This window comes from Butyricicoccus sp. OF27-2pH9A (assembly GCF_027693185.1).
Lineage (GTDB): Bacteria > Bacillota > Clostridia > Oscillospirales > Butyricicoccaceae > Agathobaculum > Agathobaculum butyriciproducens.
Genome location: NZ_JAQEXK010000002.1, coordinates 127,076 through 153,837 on the forward strand (window position 1 = coordinate 127,076; position 26,762 = coordinate 153,837).

36 protein-coding genes are annotated in these 26,762 nt (G+C 55.8%); all 36 read left to right on the forward strand.

The genetic code is table 11. The annotated features are described in order from the left end of the window. The first annotated feature begins 6 nt into the window (after nucleotides 1-6). The 36 genes from PG722_RS02610 to truB all read left to right on the forward strand — a co-directional run bounded on the left by PG722_RS02610 (nucleotide 7) and on the right by truB (nucleotide 26,650). A complete protein-coding gene (locus PG722_RS02610) occupies nucleotides 7-909 on the forward strand; it encodes a substrate-binding domain-containing protein (RefSeq protein ID WP_118284620.1) in 903 nt (300 codons plus the stop codon). 66 nt (nucleotides 910-975) lie between these two features. Then, on the forward strand, nucleotides 976-1,842 hold the full coding sequence (pstC, locus tag PG722_RS02615; protein ID WP_270384311.1) for a phosphate ABC transporter permease subunit PstC: 867 nt from the start codon (nucleotides 976-978) through the stop codon (nucleotides 1,840-1,842). After that, nucleotides 1,839-2,720: a phosphate ABC transporter permease PstA gene (gene pstA, locus PG722_RS02620; protein WP_270579573.1), complete on the forward strand. Its 882-nt coding sequence runs from the start codon at nucleotides 1,839-1,841 to the stop codon at nucleotides 2,718-2,720. Before pstC ends, pstA begins: the two co-directional genes overlap by 4 nt. A 13-nt stretch (nucleotides 2,721-2,733) precedes the next feature. Further along, entirely contained in the window at nucleotides 2,734-3,486 is a 753-nt protein-coding gene (gene pstB / locus PG722_RS02625; RefSeq protein WP_442867823.1) for a phosphate ABC transporter ATP-binding protein PstB, read from the forward strand. Further along, on the forward strand, nucleotides 3,486-4,154 hold the full coding sequence (gene phoU / locus PG722_RS02630; RefSeq protein WP_270579575.1) for a phosphate signaling complex protein PhoU: 669 nt from the start codon (nucleotides 3,486-3,488) through the stop codon (nucleotides 4,152-4,154). The genes pstB and phoU overlap by 1 nt, the downstream gene beginning before the upstream one ends. 20 nt (nucleotides 4,155-4,174) lie before the next feature. Further along, nucleotides 4,175-4,858 (forward strand): winged helix-turn-helix domain-containing protein, encoded by a 684-nt coding sequence (locus tag PG722_RS02635; protein ID WP_117751090.1) that lies wholly within the window; start codon nucleotides 4,175-4,177, stop codon nucleotides 4,856-4,858. After that, nucleotides 4,855-6,504 carry a sensor histidine kinase gene (locus tag PG722_RS02640; RefSeq protein WP_117751089.1) on the forward strand — a complete coding sequence of 550 codons (1,650 nt, stop codon included), beginning with the start codon at nucleotides 4,855-4,857 and terminating at the stop codon, nucleotides 6,502-6,504. The genes PG722_RS02635 and PG722_RS02640 overlap by 4 nt, the downstream gene beginning before the upstream one ends. Before the next feature lie 1,145 nt (nucleotides 6,505-7,649). Further along, the gene (gene rpsH / locus PG722_RS02645; protein WP_110435396.1) at nucleotides 7,650-8,048 is read left to right on the forward strand and encodes a 30S ribosomal protein S8; all 399 of its coding nucleotides are present in this window, start codon (nucleotides 7,650-7,652) and stop codon (nucleotides 8,046-8,048) included. A gap of 14 nt (nucleotides 8,049-8,062) precedes the next feature. Further along, nucleotides 8,063-8,608, forward strand: a complete 546-nt coding sequence (rplF, locus tag PG722_RS02650; protein WP_110435395.1) for a 50S ribosomal protein L6 — start codon at nucleotides 8,063-8,065, stop codon at nucleotides 8,606-8,608. Between the two features lie 21 nt (nucleotides 8,609-8,629). Further along, complete coding sequence (gene rplR / locus PG722_RS02655; protein WP_110435394.1) at nucleotides 8,630-8,989, forward strand: 50S ribosomal protein L18; 360 nt, start codon at nucleotides 8,630-8,632, stop codon at nucleotides 8,987-8,989. Nucleotides 8,990-9,006: 17 nt separating this feature from the next. After that, nucleotides 9,007-9,510 (forward strand): 30S ribosomal protein S5, encoded by a 504-nt coding sequence (gene rpsE, locus PG722_RS02660; protein WP_054326956.1) that lies wholly within the window; start codon nucleotides 9,007-9,009, stop codon nucleotides 9,508-9,510. 17 nt (nucleotides 9,511-9,527) lie between these two features. Beyond that, nucleotides 9,528-9,710: a 50S ribosomal protein L30 gene (gene rpmD, locus PG722_RS02665; RefSeq protein WP_110435393.1), complete on the forward strand. Its 183-nt coding sequence runs from the start codon at nucleotides 9,528-9,530 to the stop codon at nucleotides 9,708-9,710. 3 nt (nucleotides 9,711-9,713) lie between these two features. Next, nucleotides 9,714-10,154, forward strand: coding sequence for a 50S ribosomal protein L15 (gene rplO / locus PG722_RS02670; RefSeq protein WP_110435392.1), 441 nt, complete (start codon nucleotides 9,714-9,716; stop codon nucleotides 10,152-10,154). A 1-nt stretch (nucleotide 10,155) separates the two neighbouring features. Next, on the forward strand, nucleotides 10,156-11,457 hold the full coding sequence (gene secY / locus PG722_RS02675) for a preprotein translocase subunit SecY (RefSeq protein WP_270579576.1): 1,302 nt from the start codon (nucleotides 10,156-10,158) through the stop codon (nucleotides 11,455-11,457). A 19-nt stretch (nucleotides 11,458-11,476) separates the two neighbouring features. Next, nucleotides 11,477-12,106 carry an adenylate kinase gene (locus PG722_RS02680; RefSeq protein WP_110435390.1) on the forward strand — a complete coding sequence of 210 codons (630 nt, stop codon included), beginning with the start codon at nucleotides 11,477-11,479 and terminating at the stop codon, nucleotides 12,104-12,106. Nucleotide 12,107: 1 nt separating this feature from the next. Next, a complete protein-coding gene (gene map, locus PG722_RS02685; RefSeq protein ID WP_118760790.1) occupies nucleotides 12,108-12,872 on the forward strand; it encodes a type I methionyl aminopeptidase in 765 nt (254 codons plus the stop codon). Then, complete coding sequence (locus PG722_RS02690; RefSeq protein WP_110435388.1) at nucleotides 12,872-13,150, forward strand: KOW domain-containing RNA-binding protein; 279 nt, start codon at nucleotides 12,872-12,874, stop codon at nucleotides 13,148-13,150. Before map ends, PG722_RS02690 begins: the two co-directional genes overlap by 1 nt. Before the next feature lie 19 nt (nucleotides 13,151-13,169). Further along, nucleotides 13,170-13,388, forward strand: coding sequence for a translation initiation factor IF-1 (gene infA, locus PG722_RS02695; RefSeq protein WP_110435387.1), 219 nt, complete (start codon nucleotides 13,170-13,172; stop codon nucleotides 13,386-13,388). Between the two features lie 103 nt (nucleotides 13,389-13,491). After that, nucleotides 13,492-13,605, forward strand: coding sequence for a 50S ribosomal protein L36 (gene rpmJ / locus PG722_RS02700; protein WP_031472205.1), 114 nt, complete (start codon nucleotides 13,492-13,494; stop codon nucleotides 13,603-13,605). A gap of 319 nt (nucleotides 13,606-13,924) precedes the next feature. Beyond that, entirely contained in the window at nucleotides 13,925-14,293 is a 369-nt protein-coding gene (rpsM, locus tag PG722_RS02705) for a 30S ribosomal protein S13 (protein ID WP_031472203.1), read from the forward strand. Between the two features lie 16 nt (nucleotides 14,294-14,309). Continuing rightward, on the forward strand, nucleotides 14,310-14,714 hold the full coding sequence (gene rpsK, locus PG722_RS02710) for a 30S ribosomal protein S11 (protein ID WP_031472201.1): 405 nt from the start codon (nucleotides 14,310-14,312) through the stop codon (nucleotides 14,712-14,714). 18 nt (nucleotides 14,715-14,732) lie between these two features. Next, complete coding sequence (rpsD, locus tag PG722_RS02715) at nucleotides 14,733-15,326, forward strand: 30S ribosomal protein S4 (protein ID WP_110435386.1); 594 nt, start codon at nucleotides 14,733-14,735, stop codon at nucleotides 15,324-15,326. A gap of 84 nt (nucleotides 15,327-15,410) precedes the next feature. Further along, nucleotides 15,411-16,358 carry a DNA-directed RNA polymerase subunit alpha gene (locus PG722_RS02720; protein ID WP_110435385.1) on the forward strand — a complete coding sequence of 316 codons (948 nt, stop codon included), beginning with the start codon at nucleotides 15,411-15,413 and terminating at the stop codon, nucleotides 16,356-16,358. Between the two features lie 81 nt (nucleotides 16,359-16,439). Then, a complete protein-coding gene (rplQ, locus tag PG722_RS02725) occupies nucleotides 16,440-16,784 on the forward strand; it encodes a 50S ribosomal protein L17 (protein ID WP_110435384.1) in 345 nt (114 codons plus the stop codon). Between the two features lie 185 nt (nucleotides 16,785-16,969). Then, entirely contained in the window at nucleotides 16,970-17,353 is a 384-nt protein-coding gene (locus tag PG722_RS02730) for a DUF2500 domain-containing protein (protein ID WP_442867819.1), read from the forward strand. Nucleotides 17,354-17,454: 101 nt separating this feature from the next. Then, nucleotides 17,455-17,685, forward strand: a complete 231-nt coding sequence (locus tag PG722_RS02735; protein WP_270579577.1) for a hypothetical protein — start codon at nucleotides 17,455-17,457, stop codon at nucleotides 17,683-17,685. 123 nt (nucleotides 17,686-17,808) lie between these two features. After that, nucleotides 17,809-18,522, forward strand: coding sequence for a copper amine oxidase N-terminal domain-containing protein (locus tag PG722_RS02740; protein WP_270579578.1), 714 nt, complete (start codon nucleotides 17,809-17,811; stop codon nucleotides 18,520-18,522). A 23-nt stretch (nucleotides 18,523-18,545) separates the two neighbouring features. Next, nucleotides 18,546-18,719, forward strand: coding sequence for a hypothetical protein (locus PG722_RS02745; protein ID WP_270384319.1), 174 nt, complete (start codon nucleotides 18,546-18,548; stop codon nucleotides 18,717-18,719). A gap of 199 nt (nucleotides 18,720-18,918) precedes the next feature. After that, nucleotides 18,919-19,383, forward strand: coding sequence for a ribosome maturation factor RimP (rimP, locus tag PG722_RS02750; protein ID WP_242988106.1), 465 nt, complete (start codon nucleotides 18,919-18,921; stop codon nucleotides 19,381-19,383). Nucleotides 19,384-19,404: 21 nt separating this feature from the next. Further along, nucleotides 19,405-20,469 (forward strand): transcription termination factor NusA, encoded by a 1,065-nt coding sequence (gene nusA / locus PG722_RS02755; protein ID WP_110435381.1) that lies wholly within the window; start codon nucleotides 19,405-19,407, stop codon nucleotides 20,467-20,469. Between the two features lie 22 nt (nucleotides 20,470-20,491). Beyond that, nucleotides 20,492-20,773, forward strand: coding sequence for an RNase P modulator RnpM (gene rnpM, locus PG722_RS02760; RefSeq protein ID WP_117489855.1), 282 nt, complete (start codon nucleotides 20,492-20,494; stop codon nucleotides 20,771-20,773). Beyond that, complete coding sequence (locus tag PG722_RS02765) at nucleotides 20,763-21,578, forward strand: ribosomal L7Ae/L30e/S12e/Gadd45 family protein (RefSeq protein ID WP_270579579.1); 816 nt, start codon at nucleotides 20,763-20,765, stop codon at nucleotides 21,576-21,578. Before rnpM ends, PG722_RS02765 begins: the two co-directional genes overlap by 11 nt. A gap of 210 nt (nucleotides 21,579-21,788) precedes the next feature. Continuing rightward, entirely contained in the window at nucleotides 21,789-24,098 is a 2,310-nt protein-coding gene (infB, locus tag PG722_RS02770) for a translation initiation factor IF-2 (RefSeq protein WP_118284631.1), read from the forward strand. A 320-nt stretch (nucleotides 24,099-24,418) separates the two neighbouring features. Next, nucleotides 24,419-24,790: a 30S ribosome-binding factor RbfA gene (rbfA, locus tag PG722_RS02775; protein ID WP_117555081.1), complete on the forward strand. Its 372-nt coding sequence runs from the start codon at nucleotides 24,419-24,421 to the stop codon at nucleotides 24,788-24,790. Continuing rightward, nucleotides 24,787-25,746 (forward strand): DHH family phosphoesterase, encoded by a 960-nt coding sequence (locus PG722_RS02780; protein ID WP_110435376.1) that lies wholly within the window; start codon nucleotides 24,787-24,789, stop codon nucleotides 25,744-25,746. Before rbfA ends, PG722_RS02780 begins: the two co-directional genes overlap by 4 nt. Further along, the gene (gene truB, locus PG722_RS02785) at nucleotides 25,733-26,650 is read left to right on the forward strand and encodes a tRNA pseudouridine(55) synthase TruB (protein ID WP_270579580.1); all 918 of its coding nucleotides are present in this window, start codon (nucleotides 25,733-25,735) and stop codon (nucleotides 26,648-26,650) included. Before PG722_RS02780 ends, truB begins: the two co-directional genes overlap by 14 nt. Nucleotides 26,651-26,762 lie beyond the last annotated feature (112 nt).

Here is a 26,762-nt window from a genome sequence, read left to right on the forward strand (position 1 = left end):
CAAATTATGAAAAAGAGCATTTCCATGCTTCTGGCAGCACTGATGCTGACCGGTGCACTGAGCGGCTGCGGCGGCAGCTCATCTTCCGATTCTTCGGATTCCCAGGCAAGCGGTAATGACAGCGGCGTATCCGGCGCGATCACCGTTATCTCCCGTGAGGATGGTTCCGGTACGCGCGGCGCGTTCATCGAACTGACCGGTGTAGAGGAGAAGAACGACGCAGGCGAGAAGATCGACAATACCACCGCGGATGCCGAGATCGCCAATAAGACCGATGTTGTGCTGACCAGCGTAGCAGGCAACGAGAAGGCTATCGGCTACATTTCTCTCGGTGCGCTGAACGACACCGTAAAGGCTGTCAAGGTAGACGGCGCAGAAGCTACCGTAGATAACGTAAAGGCAGGCACCTACAAGCTGTCCCGTCCGTTCAATATTGCAACCAAGGGCGAGCCGACCGGCGTAGCCAAGGATTTTATCAACTTCATCCTTTCCAAGGAAGGTCAGGCTGTTGTAACCGATAACAAGTACATCGCTGTTGACGACAATGCAGCAGCCTTTACTTCCGACGGTTCCTCCGGACAGATCGCAGTCGGCGGTTCCTCCTCGGTATCCCCGGTTATGGAGAAGCTGATCGAGGCGTACAAGGCTGTAAACCCGAACGCAAGCATCGACCTGCAGACCTCTGACTCCACCTCCGGCATGACCGGCACGATGGACGGCACCTTTGCCATTGGCATGGCATCCCGCGAGCTGAAGGACGACGAGGCTGCACAGCTTACCGGCACCGCCATCGCACTTGACGGCATCGCAGTAGTCGTAAACCCGGCGAACACCATTGACGACCTGTCTATGGATCAGATCAAGGGTATCTATGTCGGCGATATCACCGACTGGGGCGACCTCGCGTAAGCGAATTCACAGACTGATAAAACAGGGCGAAGTGATTCGCCCTGTGCCTGTATAGGAGATAGATTTATGAAAAACCTTCGGGAAAACCTGATGCACATGGTATTTTTTCTCTGTGCGCTGACCTCCATCTTTGCGGTGGTGCTCATCTGTATTTTCCTGTTTGCGAACGGTGTGCCTGCCATGAAGGAGATTGGCCTGCTGGACTTCCTCACAGGCGCGAAGTGGAAGCCGGGCAACGACATTTACGGCATCCTGCCGATGATCCTCGGCAGCCTGTACATCACCGCCGGTGCGATCGTTATCGGCGTGCCGATCGGTCTGCTGACCGCGGTATTCATGGCATTCTACTGTCCGAAAAAGCTGTACGGTCTGCTCAAGCCGTGCACCGAGCTGCTGGCCGGTATTCCGTCCATCGTATACGGCTTCTTTGGCATGGTCATTATCGTACCGGCAGTTCGTGCGGTGGCAGGTGTGTTCAGAGCGGATATTTCCGGCTCGTCCATTCTGGCGGCATCCATCCTGCTCGGCATTATGATTCTGCCGACCATCATCGGCGTGTCCGAAGCGGCGCTGCGTGCGGTTCCGATGAGCTACTACGAGGGCGCCGTCGCCATGGGCGCACGGCATGAGCGTGCCATATTCACGGTTATGGTACCGGCTGCCAAGTCCGGCGTGCTGGCTGGCATCGTGCTCGGCATCGGCCGCGCCATCGGCGAGACCATGGCGGTTATCATGGTAGCGGGCAACCAGCCGCGGCTGACCGGCAGTATGCTCAAGGGCATCCGCACCATGACGGCAAACATCGTGCTTGAGATGGGCTACGCCACCGGCCTGCACCGTGAGGCACTTATTGCGACCGGCGTTGTGCTGTTCGTATTCATTCTGCTCATCAATCTGGCATTCTCGGTTCTCAAAAGGAGGAAGGAAGCATGACAAGAGAAGCTGTCGCTGCTGAAAAACCGGCAGTGCGCGTACAGGCAAAGACCGAAAAGGTGCACGGCGCCGCGTCTGCGGCTGTGCTCAAGGGTTTGGTGTACGGCGCGGCTATGCTGACCTTTGCGGTGCTGCTGTTCCTGCTCGGCTATATTCTGGTGACGGGTATCCCGCATCTCAAGCCGTCGCTGTTTCGGTGGAATTATACCTCTGAGAACGTCTCGATGATGCCTGCCATCCTCGCTACGGTTGAAACGACCGCGCTGGCACTGCTGCTGGCCGTGCCGCTCGGCCTGTTCACCGCCGTGTACCTGAATGAGTATGCCAAGCGCGGCAACAAGCTGGTAAACGTCATCCGCATCACGACCGAGACGCTTTCCGGCATTCCGTCCATCGTGTACGGCCTGTTCGGCATGCTGTTCTTCGTCACCAGGCTGCACTGGGGATACTCGCTGCTGGCCGGTGCGATGACGCTGGCGATCATGATCCTGCCGCTCATCATGCGTACCGCTGAGGAAGCACTGATTGCGGTTCCGGATTCCTACCGCGAAGGCTCGTTCGGTCTGGGTGCCGGACGTCTGCGCACGGTATTCCGCATCGTGCTGCCTGCTGCGGGTCCCGGCATCCTGTCCGGTGTTATCCTCGGTATCGGCCGTATCGTCGGCGAGACCGCGGCGCTCATCTTTACTGCAGGCACCATGGCACAGATTCCCGGTCTGTTCCAGTCCGGCCGTACGCTGGCCATCCACATGTATGTGCTCTCGGGTGAGGCGCTGCACATGAACGAGGCAAATGCTACCGCAGTCGTTCTGCTGCTGGTGGTCCTGCTGATGAATACGCTTTCCGCTCTGGCAGCGAAAAAGCTGACCAAGAAGTAAAGGGAGAATGAACATGGAAAATAAGATCGAAATTCGCAATATGAATCTGCATTACGGCGATTTTCACGCCCTGCACGATATCAATCTGGATATCAAGGAGAAGGAGATCACCGCATTCATCGGACCGTCCGGCTGCGGCAAGTCTACGCTGCTGCGTTCGCTCAACCGCATGAACGATCTGGTGGAAAACTGCCGTATCACGGGCGATATCATGCTTGACGGTCAGGATATCTACAAGAACTGTGACGTCAATCTGCTGCGCCGCCGTGTCGGCATGGTATTCCAGAAGCCGAATCCGTTCCCGATGTCGATTTATGATAACATCGCCTATGGTCCGCGCACGCACGGCATCAAGAACCGTGTGCAGCTTGACGAGATCGTTGAAACCTCGCTCAAGCGTGCCGCTATCTGGGAGGAGACCAAGGATAACCTCAAAAAATCCGCGCTGTCCATGTCCGGCGGTCAGCAGCAGCGTATCTGCATCGCGCGTGCGCTTGCCGCAGACCCGGAGGTGCTGCTGATGGACGAGCCGACCTCTGCGCTTGATCCGATCTCCACCGCGAAGATCGAGGACCTTGTGCTCGAGCTCAAAAAGGATTATACTATCGTTATGGTAACGCATAATATGCAGCAGGCCACCCGTGTTTCGGATACGACTGCGTTCTTCCTGCTTGGCGACATGATCGAAGTGGATGACACCGAAAAGCTGTTCTCCATGCCGTCGGACAAGCGCACGGAAGATTACATTACGGGGAGGTTCGGCTAATGAGAAACCGCTTTGACAATCAGCTTGCGGAGATGAACAATGAGCTGATCTCGATGGGAGCACTGTGCGAAAACGCAATCGCCAGTGCGGTAAAGGCTCTGCTTGAGGGCGATATCAAGCTGGCGGCGGCCGCCATCCGCATCGATCAGGAGATCGACCGCAAGGAACGCGAAATCGAGTCCATGTGCCTCAAGCTGCTGCTGCAGCAGCAGCCGGTGGCAAGCGATCTGCGTCTGATCTCGTCCGTGCTGAAAATGATCACGGATATCGAGCGCATCGGTGACCAGGCAAGCGATATTGCGGAGATTGTAACATATCTGTCCGGTGCGTGCGGTCACAACACGCATATCGACCAGATGGCGCAGGCAACCATTAAAATGGTGACCGACAGCCTGGATGCGTTTGTCCGCCGTGACCTGACCCTTGCATGGAGCGTTATTGAATATGATGACGTGGTGGACCACCTGTTCGATGAGTGCAAGAGCGACCTCATCGCGGAGATCGCGCAGAACCCGGAGGACGGCGAGCGCGTACTCGATGTGCTGATGATCGCCAAGTATCTGGAGCGTATCGGCGACCACGCGACCAATATTGCCGAATGGGTGGAGTTTTCCATCACCGGCTCGCATAAAAGCGCAATGCACGGCGCGGAAGCGGCGGCGCGCTGACAGAAATCGGAGTGTAACATATGATATACTGTGTGGAAGATGATGCGGGTATCCGCGAACTGGTGGTGTACACGCTGCGCAACACCGGTTTTGAGGCTGACGGCTTCGAGGACGGTGCGGCGCTGACCGCTGCTCTGAAAAAATGCAAGCCGCAGCTGATTCTGCTGGATATCATGCTGCCCGGCGAGGACGGCATCACCATTCTGCGTCGTCTGCGCGCAGCGCCGGATACAGCGAAGATTCCGGTCATTCTTCTGACTGCGAAAAACACGGAGTACGACAAGGTAGTCGGTCTGGACACCGGTGCGGATGATTACATTCCCAAGCCGTTCGGCATGATGGAGCTGATCGCGCGCATTCGTGCGGTCCTGCGCCGCACCGAGGATATGCAGGACAAGGATGAGCCGCGTCCGCTGGTAGCCGGCGGCATCTGCGTGGATGAGCGTGCTCACACCGTATTCGTTAACGAGCAGGAGGTGCAGCTGACGCTCAAGGAGTACCAGCTGCTGTGCCTGCTGATGAAAAACCGCGGTGCCGTACTCACGCGCGATGTGCTGCTCGAGAATATCTGGGGTTATAATAATGAAAGCGAAACCCGCACGGTCGATGTGCATATCCGCACGCTGCGGCAAAAGCTGGGCGCGGACGGTGCGCTGATCGAGACTGTCCGCGGTGTCGGCTACCGCATGGGAGAGCACACATGAGAAAGCGCGTATTCGGCAGCATTTTTCTCACATCGCTTGTCACGCTGCTGCTGACGACCGGGCTGCTGCTGCTGGCAGTTCACGCCGGTCTGACCAATGACATGCGGCAGCGGCTGGTGACGGAGAGCAGCTACCTGTCTGCGGTGGATAACATCGGGGAGGAGCTGGAGAAATTCGGCTCGGTATATGCCGACCGTTTGACGCTGGTCGCGCAGGACGGCACGGTGCTGTACGACAACCGCATGAATGCCTCCGAGATGGAGAACCACGCCGTCCGTCCGGAGATTGCGGCGGCAGAGCAGAACGGCACGGGCGAGGACAACCGTCTGTCTGAAACCTTCGCTAAGCAGACGTTTTATTACGCGGTGCGCCTGAAAAACGGCGATGTTCTGCGTATTTCCGCAACTGCGGACAGCGTGTTCGGCGCACTGTCGAATGCGTCGCCGTGGATTGTGCTGATCATCCTGCTGGCGCTGCTGGTCGCGGCGCTGCTGGCAGGCTGGCTGACCGGTCTGTTCCTCAAGCCGATCGAAGCGCTCGACCTGCATGATCCGATGAAGGGCGAAGCCTATGACGAGCTGTCGCCGCTGCTGCACCGCATGGACAAGCAGAACCGCAAAATTCAGGCGCAGATGGACGAGCTGCAGCGCCGTCAGGCTGAGTTTGACGACATTACGGCCCGCATGGATGAAGGTCTGGTACTGTTTTCCGGCAAGGGCATGATTCTGTTTGCCAATCACGCTGCGCGGGCGCTGTTCCCGCATGACAGTGCGGAAGGCAGCTATCTGACGCTGTGCCGCGACGCGAATTACATTCAGGTGGTCGAGCAGGCGCTCGACGGCAATGGTGCGCACGGCAAACTCGAGCGGAACGGCCGTATTTATGAACTTACGGCAAGCTCGGTGGAGGAGAACAGCGCATGGCATGCTGCTGTGCTGCTGATCGTGGATATTACCGAGCGCGAGCGTGCCGAGCAGCAGCGGCAGGAATTTACAGCCAATGTGTCGCACGAGCTGAAAACGCCGCTGACCAGCATTATGGGCTACGCGGAAATCATCGCGGGCGGCATTGCCAAGCCGGAGGACGTAGCGCCGTTTGCGGGCAAGATCCGCACGGAAGCGCAGCGGCTGCTGGCGCTCATCGAGGATATCATTCACCTGTCCCGACTGGATGAAGGCGGAGAAACAGTGGCTTTTGAGCCGGTGGAGCTATCCGCCCTCTGTGATACCGTGCGCGACCGCCTGCAGAGCAAGGCAGCAGGCAAGGGCATCGCGCTGCACATCGAGGGAGAACCGGCTGCGGTTTCCGGTCAGCGCCGCACGCTCGAGCAGATGATCTTCAATCTGACGGATAACGCCATCAATTATAATAAGCCGCAGGGCAGCGTGACGCTTACGACCGGCACGGAGAGTGGCCGACCGTTCGTGCGGGTGGCGGATACCGGCATCGGTATCGCGCCGGCGGATCAGCAGCGCGTGTTTGAGCGGTTCTACCGCGTGGATAAAAGCCACAGCAAGATGACCGGCGGCACCGGACTGGGGCTTTCGATTGTCAAGCATGGTGCGGCGCTGCATCATGCGGAGGTTGAGATGAAGAGTGCGCTCGGCGAGGGAACTTGCATTACTTTGCGGTTTCCTAAAGAATAAGCTGCGCTCTGCGGAGCGCGGGAGGCTGCCGCATCCGCGGCGGGGACAAAGAGGACGGGACACCTGCGGTTTCCCTTCCTCTTTGAACTCCTGCCTTTCCCTTATTTGATAGCCTGACGCAGACCAGAGACCGGCGACAGCTTCGAAAATAGGAGTACGGCAGAGGATTTTTTCTCTGCTACGGACGGACCAATTTCGGGTCCGTCCTTTTCTTATACCTTTTCGCAGTGTCGGATACCGTACTGCTACACATACGGTTAAATCTACGTAGGCGCGACATGCCCGTGTCGCGCAACCCTTTGGTGCGTTGTAACGCACGGCATCTACGAATTTAGATATCTGGGACAATTTATTTTCGCAGACCCTGTCTGTAACAACGCGCTCACGAATTGTGCGGCACTGTTATGCCGCACTCAGCGTAGATTTAACCGTATGTGTAGCAGTACGCCATCTGTGAACTGCGAAAAGGCGGAGAAAGACACGCTGTGGTAACCCGACTGCCGTTTCCCATTTTCGCAGCGGTCACATGTCGGCAATCTGCGCCAGACTATCCAAGGAGAAAGGGGAGAAAATCAGAGGGTGGAAAACCGCAGGTGTCTACCCTCTTGTGCGCCCGCGCGGCGTCAGCGCAGTTCCGTTCGCCTCGCAGGCGAAATCACCTCAAAAAAGAAAATCTCAAAAAAATTAAGAATTTTTGAAAAAAACACTTGCGCGATACACCCGGTGTAGTGTATACTAATTACAGTTGCGCAAATGCGTAACTGAATTGCCGCGCAAAGGAGTTTCTCCTGCGCACGCCCATTGGCCATCAACCGGATTTTCCCGGCGTGGTCCCTGGTGCGGTCCAAAAACGGCCGACCTGCCGTTATACCGGGTAATCAAGCAATTTGACTGCAAAACAGGCTAAAACTGCGTAAAAATCAGCACTTTTTCCGATTGCAGCCATTGGTTTCTCGTGCTATAATTAACGCTGGTCTGGTTGAGTACTGGACCGGCGATTTTTTATCCCCGCCGCTGTCCGTGGAAGGGCCACGAACAGTGTAAAGAAAAGTGGAGGGCAAACAGACAAATCAGAACCGGATTAACCCACCGGCGCTCGATTGCTGCACTACCCCCAAACTTCTTATATTAAAGGAGAGCATTTTATGCAGATCACTGATCCTATCGCGGATATGCTGACTCGTATCCGCAACGCTGGCAATGCTCGTCATGCCAGTGTGGATGTACCCGCATCCAAGATGAAGAAGGCTATTGCCCAGATCCTGCTCGATGAAGGCTACATCAAGTCTTTCGAGGTTGTAGAGGGCAACACCCAGGGCATTATCCGCATCGCACTGAAGTACGTTGATAACCGCCAGAAGGCTATCACCGGCATCAAGCGTGTGTCCAAGCCGGGCCTGCGTGTATACGCTGGCGCACAGGAGCTGCCGAAGGTACTCCGCGGCCTTGGTATTGCCATCGTTTCCACTTCCAGAGGCGTCATGACCGACAAGAAGGCTCGCGAGCTGAATGTCGGCGGTGAAGTTCTCGCATTTGTATGGTAAGGGAGGTATAAACAATGTCTCGTATTGGTAGAATGCCGATTGCCATCCCGGCCGGCGTTGAAGTCAAGATTGACGGCAGCGTTGTTACCGTGAAGGGCGCTAAGGCAACCCTTACCCGCGAATTTCATCCGAACATGACCATCGCGGTAGAGGGCAACGAAATCCTCGTAACCCGTCCGAACGACGACAAGCACAACCGCGCACTGCACGGCCTCACCCGCAGCCTGGTTCATAACATGGTTGTTGGTGTTACCGAAGGCTTCAAGAAGGAGCTGAGCGTTCAGGGCGTTGGTTACCGTGTCGCTAAGCAGGGCAAGGATCTGGTTATGAACCTCGGCTACTCGCATCAGGTTACCATGAGCGAGGTAGAGGGCATCACGATCGACGTTCCGAACCCGAACACGATCATCATCTCCGGTCCTGACAAGCAGAAGGTTGGCCAGTTTGCAGCGGAAGTCCGCGAGAAGCGTCCGCCGGAACCCTATAAGGGCAAGGGCATTCGCTACGCTGATGAGTATGTCCGCCGCAAGGAAGGCAAGACCGGCGCTAAGAAGAAGTAAGGAAAGGAGAGGCGAAAATAAATGGTTTCGAAGAAGGATTCCAACAAGGCGCGCCTTCAGCGCCACAAGCGCGTACGCGCTAAGATCAGCGGCACCGCTGAGCGTCCCCGTCTGGACGTATTCCGTTCTGCAAAGAACATCTATGCACAGGTTATTGACGATGTAGCCGGTGTAACCCTCGTATCCGCCTCGACTGCAGAGAAGAGCTTTACCGAGTACGGCGGCAACAAGGAAGCAGCCAAGAAGATTGGTCAGATCGTTGCCGAGCGCTGCAAGGCTAAGGGCATTGAGACTGTCGTGTTTGACCGCGGCGGCTATGTGTTCCACGGCCGCGTGAAGGAGCTCGCAGATGGCGCCCGTGAGGGCGGCCTGCAGTTTTAATCGGGAGGAGGTAAAACATGGCTCAGTTTAACAGAAACGATAAGCGTGAGGACGAGTTCTCCGAGAACGTTGTAGCGCTGAACCGCGTTGCCAAGACCGTTAAGGGCGGCCGAATCTTCAAGTTCGCAGCTCTGGTCGTAGTAGGCGACGGCAAGGGTACCGTTGGTTTCGGCCTCGGCAAGGCTTCCGAGGTTCCGGACGCTATCCGCAAGGGCATCGAGGACGCCAAGAAGAACCTCGTTAAGATTTCTCTGAAGGGCACCACCATCCCGCACGAGGTTATCGGCGAGTTCGGTGCAGGCCGCGTTCTGCTCAAGCCTGCTGCTCCCGGTACCGGCGTTATCGCCGGCGGCGCTGTTCGTGCAGTAGTTGAGGCTGCCGGCATCAAGGACATCCGTACCAAGTGCCTGCGTTCCAACAACCCGCAGAACGTTGTTACCGCAACGATGGAAGGCCTGAAGAGCCTGCGCGACGCAGCTCAGGTAGCTGCTGTACGCGGCAAAGCCGTAGAAGAACTGTAAGAAAGGGGTAACTGACAATGGCTAACATGAAGATTACCCTGAAAAAGAGCCTGGCTGGTCGCTTGGAGAAGCACATCGCAACGGCTCATTCTTTGGGGCTTAAGAAGATCAATGACGTAACCGTTCAGCCGGACAACGCGCAGACGCGCGGCAAGGTAAAGCAGATCGGTTACCTGCTCGAAATCGTAGAGGAGGCGTAACCCATGAAGCTGCATGAATTGACGCCTGCCGCAGGCGCTACCAAGCCGGCATACCGTAAGGGCCGCGGCGCTGGTTCCGGCAATGGCAAGACCGCAGGTCGCGGTCACAAGGGCCAGTGGGCCCGTTCCGGCGGCGGTGTCCGTCCGGGCTTTGAAGGCGGCCAGATGCCTCTGGCACGTCGTCTGCCGAAGCGTGGTTTCCACAACATTTTCGGCACCACTTACGCACCGGTCAATGTTTCCGCACTGGAGAAGTTTGAAGACGGCGCTGAGGTAACTGCAGAGATCCTCTGCAATGCCGGCATCGTTAAGAATGCTCTCGACGGCATCAAGATCCTCGGCACCGGCACGCTGACCAAGAAGCTGACCGTTAAGGCAGCTGCTTTCTCGGCTTCCGCAAAGGAGAAGATCGAAGCCGCAGGCGGAAAGGCCGAGGTGGTTTAAGGTGTTTCAAACCCTTAAAAACGCCTGGTCTATGCCCGAACTGCGCAAGAAGATGCTGTACACTCTGTTCATCATCCTGATCTTCCGCTTTGGTTCGTGCATTCCGGTTCCGTTTATTGATACCGCGCTCCTGTCTCAGTACTTTGAGCAGGCATCGGTGAACGGTTCGATGCTTGGTTATCTGGATATGTTCACCGGCGGTGGTCTGTCTCGTGCGACCATCTTCGCAATGTCCATCACCCCGTATATCAACGCATCCATCATCCTTCAGCTGCTGACTGTTGCCATCCCCGCTCTTGAGCGCATGGTAAAGGACGGCGGCGAGGAAGGCCGTGAGAAGATTGCAAGCTGGACCCGTTACCTCGGCGTTCTGCTCGGTCTGCTCCAGGGCCTGTCCTACTACGCACTGCTCCGCAACGGTTTCGGCGGCAAGACTATGCTGTCCAACACCGGCGCGCTTGCAGCCGTAACCATTATCGTAACTTTCACCGCAGGCACCGCGCTGATCATGTGGATGGGTGAGCACATCACCCAGAAGGGTATCGGCAACGGCATTTCGATCATCCTGTTCGCAGGTATCGTTTCCCGCGGTCCGTCGCTCATGCGTACGCTGGCTAACCTGTTCCAGACCGGCACGAGCGGCATCGTTTCCGGCATTGCAATGATTATCGTCGGTCTTGCGATCGTTGTATTCATCGTTTATATGTCGAACGCAGAGCGCCGCATCCCGGTTCAGTACGCAAAGCGCGTAGTTGGCCGCAAGATGTACGGCGGTCAGTCCACCCACCTGCCGATCAAGGTCAATGCGTCCGGCGTTATGCCGATCATCTTCGCATCGTCCATCCTGTCCCTGCCGCAGACCATTTCGATGTTCTGGCACCCGGAGAGCGGCTCGGTTGGTGCGCATATTCTTAACCTGTTCTCTCAGACCAGCGTGTTCTACATTGTACTGTACGCACTGCTGATCCTCGCATTTGCATACTTCTATGCATCCATCCAGTTCAACCCGATCGAGATCGCCAACAACCTGAAGAAGAACGGCGGCTTCATCCCGGGCTTCCGTCCCGGCAAGCCGACCAGCGACTTCATCACCAAGGCACTCGGCAAGGTCACCTTCGTTGGTGCGCTGTTCCTCGCTGTTGTAGCACTGCTCCCGCTGATCGTAGGCGCAGTAAACTCCAGCCTGAGCAACGTAGCACTGGGCGGCACCTCGGTTATCATCGTAGTAGGCGTTGCGCTTGATACGGTGAAGCAGATGGAAGCACAGATGCTGATGCGTCATCATAAGGGATTCCTGGAATAATTCTGGAGGCTGTGTTCAAATGAATTTAATTCTGCTGGGCGCTCCGGGCGCCGGTAAGGGCACGCTTGCTTCTTACCTGATCGAGCAGATGGGTGTACCGAGCATTTCCACCGGTAACATCCTGCGCGAAGCGATTAAGAACAATACTCCGCTCGGCCAGTCCGCTAAGGAGTATATGGATGCCGGCAAGCTGGTACCCGATGAAGTGGTTATCGGCATGCTGAAGGAGCGTATCGCTAAGCGCGACTGCAAGAGCGGTTTCATCCTCGACGGTTTTCCGCGTACGATTCCGCAGGCGGAAGCACTCGACGAGATTGCTCACATCGACTGCGCTCTGTCCCTTGAGGTTGCAGACGACGTCATCGAAAAGCGCATGACCGGCCGCCGTGTCTGCCTGCGCTGCGGTGCAACCTATCACGTTGAGGCAAATCCGCCGCGCGTGAAGGACGTTTGCGACATCTGCGGCGATAAGCTGGTCATCCGCAGCGATGATCAGGCTGAGGTCGTTCGTCATCGTCTTGAAACCTACCATGAGCAGACCGAGCCGCTCAAGGGCTACTATGAAGCCCAGGGCAAGCTCAAGAGCATCGATGGTGCTCAGGGCATCACCGCTACCGAAAAGTTTGCAGTAGAGGCACTGGGTCTGTAATATGATTCATATCAAGACGGAAAAAGAGCTTGAAAAAATGCGTGTTGCTGGCCGCCTTACCGCTATTGCGCGTAAGGCGGCGGCAGACGCCGTAAAGCCGGGTGTTACCACCTGGGAGATCGACCGCATCGTCCGCAAGACGATTGAGGATGCCGGCGCCAAGCCGTCCTTCCTCGGCTACGGCGGCTTCCCTGGCAGCGCCTGCGTATCGCTGAATGACCAGGTCATCCACGGTATTCCTTCCAAGCATGCAGTTGTCAAGGAAGGCGATATCGTTAAGGTTGATGTTGGTGCATACATCGGCGGTTTCCACGGCGACTGCGCCTGCACGGTTCCGTGCGGTGAAGTAAGCGAAGAGGCGAAAAAGCTGATCGCTGTAACACGTCAGAGCTTCTTTGAAGGCATTAAATTTGCCCGTGAGGGCTACCGCGTATCGGATATCGGCGCAGCCGTTCAGGCTTACGTCGAGGCCAACGGCTTTTCTGTCGTGCGCGACTACGTCGGTCACGGCGTAGGCGCTGCGCTGCATGAGAGCCCGGAGGTTCCGAACTACGGCAAACCGGGCCACGGCATTCGCCTGCAGCGCGGTATGGTCATCGCGGTAGAGCCGATGGTCAATGTGGGTGTTTACACGGTCAAGGTCCTGCCGGATGGCTGGACGGTTAAGACCAAGGACGGCAAGCTGTCCGCTCACTACGAAAACACCATCGCTATTACGGATGGAGAGCCGGAGATTCTTACGAATATCGACGGCGAAGTGCTGTAATGGCAGAGATTCGTACCGCCGACATTGTGCTGTCGCTGACCGGAAGGGACAGAGGACAGCTGATGCTGGTCGTCGCAGAGGAGGGGGATTTTCTTCTGCTGGCGAACGGACGTGCGCGCCGGGCCGAAAACCCGAAGCGCAAGCGCCGCAAGCATGTGAGCCTGCAGGGCCCATGCGACGAGCGCACACGGCTTAAGCTGCAAAGCGAAAGCCGGCTGACAAACAGCGAGATCCGCAAGGCGCTCGCCCTCTGGACAGGGGACGAGAACGCAAATTGACCGAGGAGGATAAACCACAATGGCAAAAGATGATGTGATTGAGCTCGAGGGTACCGTCGTAGAGGCGCTGCCCAATGCAATGTTTCAGGTAGAGCTTCCCAACGGCCATAAGATTCTGGCGCATATCTCGGGCAAGCTCCGCATGAACTTTATCCGCATTCTTCCCGGCGACAAGGTCACCGTTCAGATGTCGCCTTACGACCTGACCCGCGGTCGTATCACTTGGCGTTCCAAGTAAGATAAAAAGCGGGCGGAGGTACGCATGTGACCTGCGCGCCAGTGGTCGCCGGACAGGTTTCCGGTGTCCCATCCCACCAAAAATTTGATGGAGGTAAAATAACATGAAGGTAAGACCGTCTGTAAAGCCGATCTGCGAGAAGTGCAAGATCATTCGCCGTAAGGGCAAGGTTATGGTTATCTGCCAGAACCCGAAGCACAAGCAGAAGCAGGGCTAAGAAGCGCCTGTGGCGCTTTATAGGGGACTTCAAAAGTCCCCTATATACAAAAACAAGTTCCTGACGAAACTTGTTTTTGATACCCGAACGACGCGATCCAAGATCGCTGAGTCAAGGTATAAAATGAACGGGCAAAGCTCGTCCATTTTATGATGACTGTTCAGCAGTCATCGAATAAATGCGCACCCAGGGGTGCGGATCATGGTTTACGCGAGCACGACAAGCACGCACGGCGAGTGCGGCGCTGCAGGAGCGGAGGCGGCTCCTATACTGTGTTTGCAAACACGCCTCAGTGTGTAACTATGGAGGTTATAATAGTATGGCACGTATTGCCGGTGTTGACCTTCCCCGCGAGAAGCGCGTGGAGATCGGCCTGACCTACGTTTTCGGCATTGGCCGCAAAACGTCCAACGAGATCCTTGCTAAGACCGGTATCAATCCGGATACCCGCGTTAAGGACCTGACCGAAGAAGAGGCTGCTAAGCTGCGTGAAGTCATCGAGCGCGACTACAACGTCGAGGGTGACCTGCGCCGTGAGATCGGCCTGAATATCAAGCGTCTGGTTGAGATTGGCTGCTACCGCGGCCTGCGCCATCGCCGCGGCCTGCCGGTTCGCGGTCAGCGCACCAAGACCAATGCTCGTACCCGCAAGGGCCCGAAGAAGACCATTGCGAACAAGAAGAAGTAAGGAGGGGAACGTATAAATGGCTAAGGTACAGAAGAAGGGCGCTGCGACCCGTACTCGTCGTCGTGAGCGCAAGAACATTGAAAAGGGCGCGGCACATATCCGTTCCTCTTTCAACAACACGATCGTTACCATTACCGACCTGAACGGTAACGCTATTTCCTGGGCTTCCTCCGGCGAAATGGGCTTCCGCGGTTCGCGTAAGTCCACTCCGTTCGCTGCTCAGACTGCGGCTGAAACCGCTGCTGCTGCTGCAATGGAGCACGGTCTGAAGACTGTTGAAGTATACGTTAAGGGCCCGGGTTCCGGCCGTGAGGCTGCAATCCGTGCACTGCAGGCCGCTGGCCTCGAGGTTACCATGATCAAGGACGTAACCCCGATCCCGCACAACGGCTGCCGTCCGCCCAAGCGTCGTCGAGTTTAATAGAGGAGGAACCAATAAATGGCTAAGAATACCCAGCCCGTTCTCAAGCGCTGCAAGACGCTTGGTCTTTCCCCTGCGGTACTTGGTTACTCCAAGTCCACGAAGCGTCAGCCCAAGCAGAGCCGCCGCAAGCAGTCCGAGTACGGCATGCAGCTGAACGAAAAGCAGAAGGTAAAATTCATCTACGGCGTACTCGAGAAGCAGTTCCATGCTTACTACGAGAAGGCTGAGCGCAAGCAGGGCATCACTGGTGAGATCCTGCTGCAGGAGCTCGAGCGCCGTCTGGACAACGTAGTTTTCCGCATGGGCTTTGCTAACACCCGCCGTGAGGCTCGTCAGCTGGTTAACCATGCACACTTCACCGTAAACGGCAAGCGCGTTAACATTCCGTCTTACCAGGTTAAGCCGGGCGACGTAGTTGCAGTTTCCGAGAAGTCCCGTTCTACCACCAAGTTCAAGTCTCTGCTGGAAGAGAACGGCAAGAAGGCTTGCCCGAAGTGGATCGAGAAGGCTAACGATTCCTTCGAGGGCAAGATCGTTGCGATGCCTGCACGTGACGACATCGACTATGATGTTGCCGAGCACCTCATCGTCGAGCTGTACTCGAAATAATAGACCCTCGCTTTTGGAACAGGCGCGGCGTCTGCTTCGCCTGTTCTATCTTAAGTTTCCAACCAACGTGAAGGAGGGTACCACATGATCGAAATCGAAAAACCGCGTATTGACTGTGAACAGCTCGCGGAGGACGGTTCCTACGGCAAGTTCGTTGTAGAGCCTCTTGAGCGCGGCTACGGCACCACGCTGGGCAACTCTCTGCGCCGCATCCTGCTGTCGTCTCTGCCGGGCACGGCAGCGTCCAGCATCAAGATCGCTGGTGTGCAGCACGAGTTTTCTACGATTCCGGGCGTTAAGGAAGACGTTACCGAAATCGTGCTGAATGTTAAGGGCATTATTGCCAAGCTGCATTGTGATGGTCCCAAGACGGTCTACATCGAGGCCGCCGGCGAGGGCGAGGTCAAGGCTGGCGATATTCATGCAGACGGCGAGGTTGAGATCCTCAACCCGGATCTGCACATCGCTACCCTGATGAGCGACGCGCGTCTGTCCATGGAGATCACGATGACTTCCGGCCGCGGCTATGTTCCGGCTGAGAAGAACAAGCAGCATCAGACCTCCATCGGCGTCATTCCGGTGGATTCGATCTACACGCCGGTTTATAAGGTAAACTACACGGTTGAAAACACCCGTGTACGCGACCTGACCGACTATGACAAGCTGACGCTCGAGGTATGGACCGATGCAACCATCAACGCACGCGACGCGGTTTCGCTCGGTGCAAAGGTTCTGCGCGACCACCTCGATCTGTTCGTAGACCTGTCCGAGGAAATCGGCTCCAAGTCCACCGTTGTTGAAAAGGCTGAAGCGCAGCACGATAAGGTGCTTGAAATGACCATTGAGGAGCTTGACTTCTCCGTGCGTTCGTTCAACTGCCTCAAGCGCGCAGGCATCAACACGGTTGAGGACCTCATCAACACCTCTGAGGAGGACATGATGAAGGTTCGTAACCTGGGCCGCAAGTCCCTGGAAGAGGTTATCGGCAAGCTGGAGGCAATGGGTCTCCACTTGGCGAAGTCGGAAGAGTAATCTTCGGACACTGTAACTTGAACTGTTGCGGCGGTACGATTACCGCGCCGCCGCTTTACTTTAATTTGGAGGTAAACTCACATGGCTAACAATCGCAAGCTCGGCCGTGCTACGGATCACCGTATGGCTATGCTGCGTGCGCTGGTAACCTACCTGCTGGAGAACGGCAAGGTTGAGACCACGCTCGCTCGTGCCAAGGAAGTAGGCCCGCTGACTGAGAAGATGATCACCCTGGGCAAGAAGAACACCCTGGCATCCCGCCGTCAGGCTATGGCTTTCGTAACCAAGGAAGCTGTTGTTGCTAAGCTGTTCTCTGAGATCGCTCCGGAGTACGCTAACCGCAACGGTGGCTACACCCGCATCATCAAGACCGGCCCGCGTCGTGGCGACGCAGCTGAAATGGCGATCATCGAGCTGGTTAAGTAAGTTAAATTTTAACTTCTGACGACTCGATCTGTTCCAAAACAGAAAAATGATCCTAAAAAGGTTATCCAGTAGCGTGCTTATTGGATAACCTTTTTCTTTTTGCCTTTTTGGAATACCTATGATACTATGTAGGTAGAACGTAAATTGTCTGATCGAAAATTGGAACGCCGAAGGAGGGCCGGAAGATGTTTGCAATGCAGATGTTTGATATATTGAGTTTCATCGTTCCCATCATGTTTATTGTCGTATTTGGCATCATCATTTTTTCCATCATACAGGGGATAAGCACATGGCATAAGAACAACAATTCGCCCAGATTGACCGTACCGGCGGTAATCGTTGCAAAGCGGACAGATGTCTCGTATCACCGGCATGCCAATGCAGGCGACATGAGCGGAGCGCACGGCTTCCACACAACGTCGAGCACGACCTATTATGTCACGTTTCAGGTGGAAAGCGGAGACCGGATGGAATTCCATGTTTCCGGCTCGGAATATGGTATGCTTGCAGAGGGCGATACCGGCAGACTGACCTTCCAAGGGACACGGTATCTGTCGTTTGAGCGATAGTTTTTATTCGAGAGGGGCTTGCGTATGCCGGAAAATATTCAAATAATCTGTTTGTTGCGGCTGTCTGCGGTCTGCTGCGCGGTGTCGAGCGGCGCGAAAAAATGCAGGTGACCGAGCTTGCGGTCGGTCTGACAGACGGCAAAGGCGAACTTGTGCGTTTGTACGACTGGCGGGCACAGAGGAAAATCACCGTGCGCGAGATCGATCTCAAGCGGAAGGAAGGCAATTCGGTAAAAATTGTGCTGTATATCGCCATGCCGCGGCATTTCGATAAAGCGGATTTCCTGCGACTGCAGGAGGACATTCCGGGTGTGCAGTCGGTTGAGATATAAACGGAATAGCAAAGCCGTTCGGCAGAAATGCCGGACGGCTTTTGTGCTGATTGGATAATATAGCATTGAAATATAAGGAATTGTTTGGTATACTGTAACAAACAAATAAAGGGAGGTCACAATATGAAAAAGAGAATCCCCGCAATCATCCTGATGTTTGCCCTGTTTCTGACCACATCCTATGCGGCGAACACCTATCGCAAGACGATTGCCGTCACGTCCGGCGTCAATGTGGAATTTAACAACGAAGCAATCGACATGACAGACGCCAACGGCAAAGCGGTCGAGGCGTTTATCTACAACGGCACGACCTATGTGCCGATTCGTGCGGTGTCCAATGCGTTCGGCGCGGATATCGGCTATGACCGCAATACGCAGACGATTTCAGTTTATGACGATTTCACAGAAATTCTTATAGCAGCGTACAAACTGGATTGCACGATTTCTGTATGTATGACTGAACTTGAAGTATATCGTGCAGCTATAAATAATAATGCTTTTTGGACAGCTCCGGCTGAAAAGAGTAAAGAAGCACAGGCGTTTATTGACCGAGATACAGAGATGCTGAAAACACTATCAGAAGACAATGGGTGCTATCATCTTTTGAGCGAACAATTATTGCCTACTTATAATGAGTTTATTAAGTCGTATCAACAGGCAGTAAAAAGCTATGCCGTGATGTATAATCAGCGAAATTATTCTGACGAGAAACTATGGACTCCTTTTGCCGAGAATGAGACAAGTGCTCGAGAAAATAGCGGCATGTATGCGTCTGATCTTGAAATTTTTTATGATTCGTTTAACTGGCGTACTTTTGATGCAGATATGAGTTTCTAGTGATAGAAAGGTAGGTAGAGATTATGTACCTGAAAGCAACTTTAGTCACCATTGCAGGCTGGTTCATCGGCCTGCTGCTGGATGCAAACATCGATTTCGGTGACCCAATGGGTTTCCTCAGTCTGCGCATCCTGCTGCCCATCCTTGCCATGGGACTGTGCATCCTGCATGAGCTGAGACACGGCAGCAGCCGCTAATCCGCAAAAATTGCGGCTCACACGCCTAAATTTGTGCATTTTCACGGTAAAAACGGATATTTTTATTGCAAAAACGCTTGCAATGTACGGCAATGCGTGATATACTATCAGTGTAAGATGATAAGTAACCGTAAGGAGTGGCCAAGTGCCACTCCTTACGCTTTGCTCGGAGAAAATTTTTCAGTAAGGAGGGACGGCTTTGCAGGCAAAGCAGATCGTAGCCCGCGTAGAGGAACTGGTAAAGCCTTTGTGTGAACAGGCTGGTGTTTCCCTGTGGGATGTGGAGTTTGAAAAAGAGGGCGGACAGTACATGCTGACCGTCACCGTGGATCGTCCGGAAGGCGTTAATATCGACCAGTGCGAGCAGGTTTCGCGCGCACTCGATCCCATGCTGGATGAAAAGGAATTTGACGATATGCCGTCCTACACGCTGTGTGTTTCCTCGGCTGGTATGTCGCGCCGCCTCAAGCGCCCGGAGCATTTCCAGGCGTTCATGGGTCAGACCGTCGAAGTCGGCTTCTACAAGCCGATGAACGGTATGAAGCAGATCGAGGGCACGCTCGCCGGCTATGACAACGGCGCTGTAACGCTGGAAGTGAACGGCGAGACCACTGTATACGAACCCAAAGACATTGCCGCAGTTCGACTGGCGGTAGAGATATAAGAAGGAGCTGAGTTGGAAAAAATGGTTAACGCAGAATTTTTTGACGCGCTGGAACAGCTGGAAAAGGAAAAAGGCATTCCGGTAGACTATATGCTCGACCGTGTAGGTCAGGCGCTGATCACCGCCTACAAGCGCGATAACGACGGCATGACCGACAATGTTTACGTTGAGCCGGATCGCGACAAGAAGACCATTCACATGTTTGTCCGCAAGACGGTTGTCAAGGCGGAGGACCTGTACGAGCCGTACGAGGAGATTACTCTTGAGGAGGCTGCCGAGTACAAGAATAACCCGATGGTAGGCGATATCATTGATATCGACATCCCGACCAAGTCCTTCGGCCGCATTGCTGCCCAGACTGCAAAGCAGGTTATCATCCAGGGCATCCGCGAGGCAGAGCGCGGCATGGTTATCTCCGAGTTCGAGAGCAAGGAGCACGAGATCCTGAACGGCGTGGTTGCCCGCATCGATCCGCGCTCCGGCACCGCTTATCTGGATGTTGTTTCCGGCGGTGAGAAGAGCGAGGCTGTTCTGGCGGCTTCCGAGCAGGTGCGCGGTGAGGTCCTGACCGAGGGTCAGCGCCTGAAGGTTTACCTCATCGAGGTTCGCCGCGGCACCCGCGGCCCGCAGGTCGTTGTTTCCCGCACCCACCCGGGTCTGGTTAAGCGTCTGTTTGAGCTGGAGGTGCCGGAGATCCACTCCGGTATCGTCGAGGTTAAGTCCATCGCGCGTGAGGCAGGCAACCGCACCAAGATCGCTGTTGTTTCTCACGATGAGAACGTGGATCCGATCGGCGCATGCGTTGGTACCCGCGGTGCGCGTGTTGCCAATATCACCGGCGAGCTGAACGGCGAGAAGATCGATATCATCAAGTGGAACGAGGATATGGCGCAGTTCGTTTCTGCGGCACTCGCTCCGGCTGATGTTATCAATGCCACCATGCAGGCGGACAACAAGTCCTGCCGCGTCATCGTTCCGGACGATCAGCTGTCGCTTGCTATCGGCAAGGAAGGCCAGAACGCGCGTCTGGCTGCCAAGCTGACCGGCTGCAAGATCGATATCGCTCCTGAGTCTCAGGGCGAATAAGCAAGCGGAGGTGCGGCAGAATATGGTACAGAAGAAGATTCCCATGCGGCAGTGCCTCGGCTGCCGTGAAATGTTCCCGAAACGGGAGCTGATCCGCGTGGTGCGTTCGCCGGAAGGCGAGCTTTCGCTGGATTTCAAGGGCAAGGCACCCGGCCGCGGCGCATATCTGTGCGGCAAGCCGGAATGTCTGAAAAAGGCCCGCAAGAGCCGTGCGATCGAGCGTGCGCTCAGTGTAGAGGTGCCCGAGTCGGTTTACGACCAGCTCGAGCAGCAGATGGAACAGGAGGGTGCAAATGGCAACTGATCCGGTTCTGAGAATGCTCGGTCTGGCACGCCGTGCCGGCAAGCTGGCCTACGGCGACGAGCTGGTGCGCGAGGCGTGCTTTGACCACAAGACCCGATGTGTGTTCATTGCGGGTGACGCAGGCGCAAATGCAGCGAAAAAAGCCGCATTTTACGCCGATAAGGCCAATGTTCCGTGCGTGACGCTGCCGCACGGCAAGCTGGAACTCGGCAGCGCGATCGGCAAGGCAGGCTGCGCGATGTGCGCGGTAGCGGACATCGGTATGGCGGCAGCAGCTGTAAACAAGCTGGCGGAGCAGGATCCTGCATACGCCGAAGTGGCGCAGCAGCTTAGCGAAAAAAACGCAAAGATCCAGTCCCGCAGAGGCGTCAAAAAGCATAAGGATAAGGCGGAAAAGACCGAGGAAGCGCCGGTCAAGACCGAAAAATCGGCAGAGGAGAAGCCCAAGCGCACCTACCGTAAGCCGTCCGGCGAGAAGCGCCCGTTCCGAAAGGACGGCGAATATCGTCCGTATCGTAAGAACGACGGCGAGAAGCGCCCGTTCCACAAGGACGGCGAATATCGTTCGTATCGCAAGAACGACGGTGAGAAGCGCCCGTTCCGCAAGGACGGCGAATATCGTCCGTATCGCAAGAACGACGGAGAGAAGCGCCCGTTCCGCAAGGAAGGCGACCGTCCGTATCGTAAGAACGACGGTGAGAAGCGCCCGTTCCGCAAGGACGGCGAACGCCGCCCGTACCGTAAAAGCGGTGCCGGCAAGCCGAGCTTCAACAGCGGCAAGCGCAGCTTCCGCAATAAAACGTAATTTCCCGCGCTGCAGCGCGCATTTCAATAGCAAAGCATAGCTTTGCATCAAATGTGCGAGCTTTGCCCGTGCATTTGATACCAGAGCGGAGAAAAGTTTCGACACAGGAGGAACTTTTCGCAGCTTTGGACGTATCCGAACATTGTTCGGTACGTCCTCTCTCGTTCAAAACCGTGGTTTTGAACGAAGTGTGTAAGGAGGTTATTGCCCATGGCATTAGACAATAAATATCGGGTACACGAGGTCGCGAAGGACTTCGGCGTATCCACCAAGGAGATCACCGAAATCCTGACGAAGTATCGCTCTGCACCGAAGAACCACATGCAGGTGCTTGACGATACCGACCTGTCGGTCATTTTCGAGTATCTCACCCAGCATAATCAAGTAAGTGACATGGAAGGTACGCTGAACGCACAGGGCGCATCCCGCAAGAAGCCGGAGCAGTCCAAGGCGGAAACCAAACAGCAGACCGAGTCCAAGAGAGAGGAGCCTATCGTGCAGCAGCAGCCGACACAGAGCAAGGTAAAGCAGGTTCACCGCATTGATACCCGCGGCACCGGCGACGTAAACCTTGCAAAATATGATGATCATGTAGATAAGCTGGTTGACGCAAAGGCCGAGCGAATGGAGTCCAAGGGCAGCAAGAAGCAGAAGCTGACCAAGAAGTCCGACCAGCGCTCCAAGCCGTTCGGCAACAAGCGCCGTCAGGAGGAGCAGGAGAAGATGCGCCGCCTGCAGCGTCAGCAGCAGATGGCAGCACTTAAGAAGATTCCGGTAAAGGTAATGATTCCGGAGGAGATTTCCGTCGGTGAGCTGGCTTCCCGTATGAAGCGCACCGCAGCGGATGTTATCAAGGGTCTCATCAAGCTGGGCGTTATGGCGTCCATCTCCGAGGTGATCGACTACGATACCGCAGCCATCGTTGCAGAGGAAATGGGCTGCAAGGTTGAGAAGGAAGTACACGTTACCATCGAGGAGCAGCTGTTCGATGAGCACGAGGACAAGGAAGAGGAGCTGCAGCCGCGCGATCCGGTCGTTGTTGTTATGGGCCACGTTGACCACGGCAAGACCTCTCTGCTCGACGCGATCCGCAAGACCAAGGTCATCGAGGGCGAGGCCGGCGGCATTACCCAGCACATCGGCGCATACCGCGTTAAGATTGGCGGCAAGCCGATCACCTTCCTCGATACCCCGGGTCACGCTGCGTTTACCTCCATGCGTGCACGCGGTGCGCAGGTAACCGATATCGCCATTCTGGTCGTTGCAGCCGACGACGGCGTTATGCCGCAGACCATCGAGGCGATCAACCACGCCAAGGCAGCAAACGTGCCGATCATCGTTGCTGTAAATAAGATCGACAAGCAGGGTGCAAACCCGGATCGTGTTCTGCAGCAGCTGACCGAGTACGAACTGGTACCGGAGGAGTGGGGCGGTCAGACCATCGTCTGCAACATCTCCGCAAAGTTCGGTCAGGGCATTGACAACCTGCTCGAAATGGTACTGCTGACTGCTGAAATGGCTGACCTCAAGGCAAACCCGAACCGCAAGGCGCACGGTACCGTCATCGAGGCAAAGCTGGATAAGGGCCGTGGTCCGGTTGCAACCCTTCTGGTACAGAACGGCACCCTGCATGCAGGCGATACCGTTATCGCGGGTACCTCTGTCGGCCGCGTTCGCGCAATGACCAACGACGACGGCAAGAAGATTGAGTCCGCAGGCCCGTCCGTTCCGGTCGAGATCATCGGTCTGGCTGAGGTTCCGGGTGCAGGCGACATCTTTGACGCCGTAGACGACGAGAAGATGGCTCGTGAGCTGGTTGAGCAGCGCAAGGACAAGGAGAAGGAAGAGCGCAACAAGCTGTTCCACAAGGTAACGCTCGATAACCTGTTCGATTCCATCCAGCAGGGCGAGATGAAGGAGCTGAATATCATCGTCAAGGCAGACGTTCAGGGCTCTGTCGAGGCGGTTCGTTCCTCTCTCGAGAAGCTGACCAACGAAGAGGTTCGCGTGCGCGTTATTCACGGTGCCGTTGGCGCCATCAACGAGTCCGACGTTATGCTGGCTGCTGCTTCCGGCGCGATCATTGTTGGCTTTAACGTTCGTCCGGACCGCACCGCTACCGACTCCGCTGCACAGCAGGGCGTTGATATGCGTATGTACCGCGTTATTTATGATGCCATCGAGGAGATGGAGCAGGCCATGAAGGGCATGCTCGAGCCGAAGTTCAAGGAAGTTGTTCTCGGCCACGCAGAGGTTCGTCAGGTGTTCAAGATCACCGGCGCAGGCGCGGTTGCAGGCTGCTATGTACAGGACGGCAAGATTCAGCGTAACGCTGAGGTTCGCGTAGTCCGTGACGGCATCGTATTCCACGAGGGCCACCTGAATACCCTCAAGCGCTTCAAGGACGATGTGAAGGAAGTTGCAACCTCTTATGAGTGCGGCATGAGCATCGAGAACTACAATGATATCAAGGAAGGCGATATCATTGAGTGCTTTGTTATGGAAGAAGTGAAGCAGTAAAGCGCCTTATAGGGGGGATTTCATCCCCCCTATATACGAAAAAAGTTCCCGAGGAAACTTTTTTCGATACCCCCCTCTCGTCCGCACGGCGGACGAGGCCGCGCCGCTGCGGCACGGGCAGTGGTATAAAAGTCCGGCGGAGCTGGACTTTTATGGGGAATTGAATCACGCACTGCGGTGCGTGTGAAAATGCGCGATAGCGCATTTTCCTATACGACCGGAGGGAATGTGCAGAGTGGAAATAGAGAATCATTCTCCATTTTCCATTCTCAATTCTCCATTATTTAACCAATCCTCACGAAGGAGGTTTGATTTGTAAAATGTCTACTCGAATTGATCGTATTTCCGAAGAAGTGATGAAGGCTCTGGCAGAGGCGATGCGCTCTGTCAAGGACCCGCGTGTGCAGGAGGCTATGGTTTCCGTGGTACACTGCGATGTTACCAATGATCTGCGTTATGCGAAGTGCTATATTTCCGTACTCGGCAGTGAGCAGCAGACCAGGGACGTGATGAAGGGCCTGAAGTCCGCTGCAGGCTGGCTGCGCCGCGAGGTTGGCCACAAGGTACAGCTGCGCTACGCGCCGGAGCTGGTATTTGAGCTGGATCAGTCCATCACCCACGGTGCACACATCTCCGAGGTGCTGCACGAGCTGAAAAATGAAGGCAAGCTGGGAGAGGAGGACGCAGAATGATCGTTGACGTTGCTGGCGCTGCTGCTGCGCTGCAGGCAGCGGACGACATTCTCATCCTGACTCACCGCAGACCGGACGGCGACACGGCAGGCTGTGCCGGTGCGCTCTGCCGCGGTCTGCAGCAGATTGGCAAGCGCGCATATATTCTGGAAAATCCGGAGATCACCAGGCGTTATGCGCCGCTGATCGTGCCGTATTATCCGCCGGAGGATTTCGTTCCGGCGTATGTGGTTTCGACTGATATCGCTGAGGAGAAGCTGTTTCCGGACACGGCAGAGCCGTACAAGGGCAAGGTCGATTTGGTCATTGACCATCACGGCTCAAACGACGGCTTCGGCAAAAAAAACCTCATCCGGCCGGATGCAGGCGGCTGTGCCGAGGTGCTGTACGATGTGCTGACGGCGCTCGGTGTTAAGTTCACGGCCGACATTGCAGAGTGCATTTATATCGGTGTTTCGACCGATACGGGCTGCTTTAAGTTCTCGAATACGACCGCGCATTCGCATGCGGTAGCGGCGGCCTGCCTGACTGCCGGTATCGACGGCGGTGAGATCAACCGCGTGCTGTTTGAGACCAAATCGCGTCCGCGGTTTGAGATGGAGCGCATTGTATTTGATACGATGGAGTTCCACGAGAACGGCGCGATCGCGGTTGCCGTGCTCTGGCGCAGGGATATCGACCATGCAGGCGCGGATATGGACGATCTGGACTCGATTGCATCGCTCACGCGCCAGATTGAGGGCGTACAGATCGGCATCACGCTGACCGAGAAGCCGGACGGTACGGTTCGCGTTTCCGTCCGCACCACCAAGGAGATGGACGCGGCTGCTATCTGCAAGAAGGTCGGCGGCGGCGGTCATGTCCGTGCGGCAGGTGCAAGCTTCACCTGCGGCATGGCGGAAGCCAAGGCTGCTATGCTGAAGGCGGCAGAGGAGCAGTTTCATGCAGCAAAGTGACCTGAACGGCATCCTGCTGATGAACAAGCCGCAGGGCTTTACCTCGCACGATGTGGTTGCCAAGCTGCGCGGTATTCTGCACACGCGCAGGATCGGTCACGGCGGCACACTCGACCCGATGGCGACCGGTGTTCTGCCGGTGTTTGTCGGCGGTGCGACCAAGGCGGCAGATTTTGCCGCAGCGCAGGATAAGGAATACGTTGCCGGGTTTACGCTCGGCTACTGCACAGATACGCAGGATGTCACCGGCGAAATGCTCCAGACCAGCGAACGATACGCCGCGGAATACGCAGTAAAGCAGATGGTACGGCGCTTTGCCGGCCCGCAGCAGCAGGTACCGCCCATGTATTCGGCGGTCAAGGTGAACGGCCAGAAGCTGTACGATCTGGCCCGCAAGGGCAGGGAGGTGGAGCGTCCGGCGCGCGATATCATTGTGCACGAAATGGACCTGCTCGACTTCGACGAGAATGCCCAGAAGGGCACGCTGCGGTGCAAGGTCAGCAAGGGCACCTATGTCCGCACACTGGTCAATGACCTTGGCGAAAAGCTGGGCACGCTGGCCGTGCTGCACAGTCTGGAGCGCACCCGTTCGGGCGCGTATGAGCTGGCGCAGTGCCATACCTTTGCCGAGTGTGAGCAGGCGATGGCAGAGGGTACCATGCAGCAGCTTCTGCTGCCAACCGACAGCCTGTTTACCGATAGACCCGCCGTTTCGCTCACCGACGAGGGCGCAGAGCGCATTGCGAGAGGCGCAGTCGTATTTCCGCGCCAGACCGATAGCCTGCCGGAAACCGCAGATACCATCTGCCGTGTGTACCATCAGGATAAATTCCTTATGCTCGGTCAGGTGAGAGAGCTGGATAAGGGCGGTTTGGGTCTGTTTGTATACAAAAACTTCCGATAAGTTTTTGCATACAAACAGAAATGGAGAATTGAAAATGGAAAATGGATAATGAAGGTATCGCGCCTTGCGCGATGATTTAATAAGCGCGAAGCGCCGCATTCATTCTCAATTC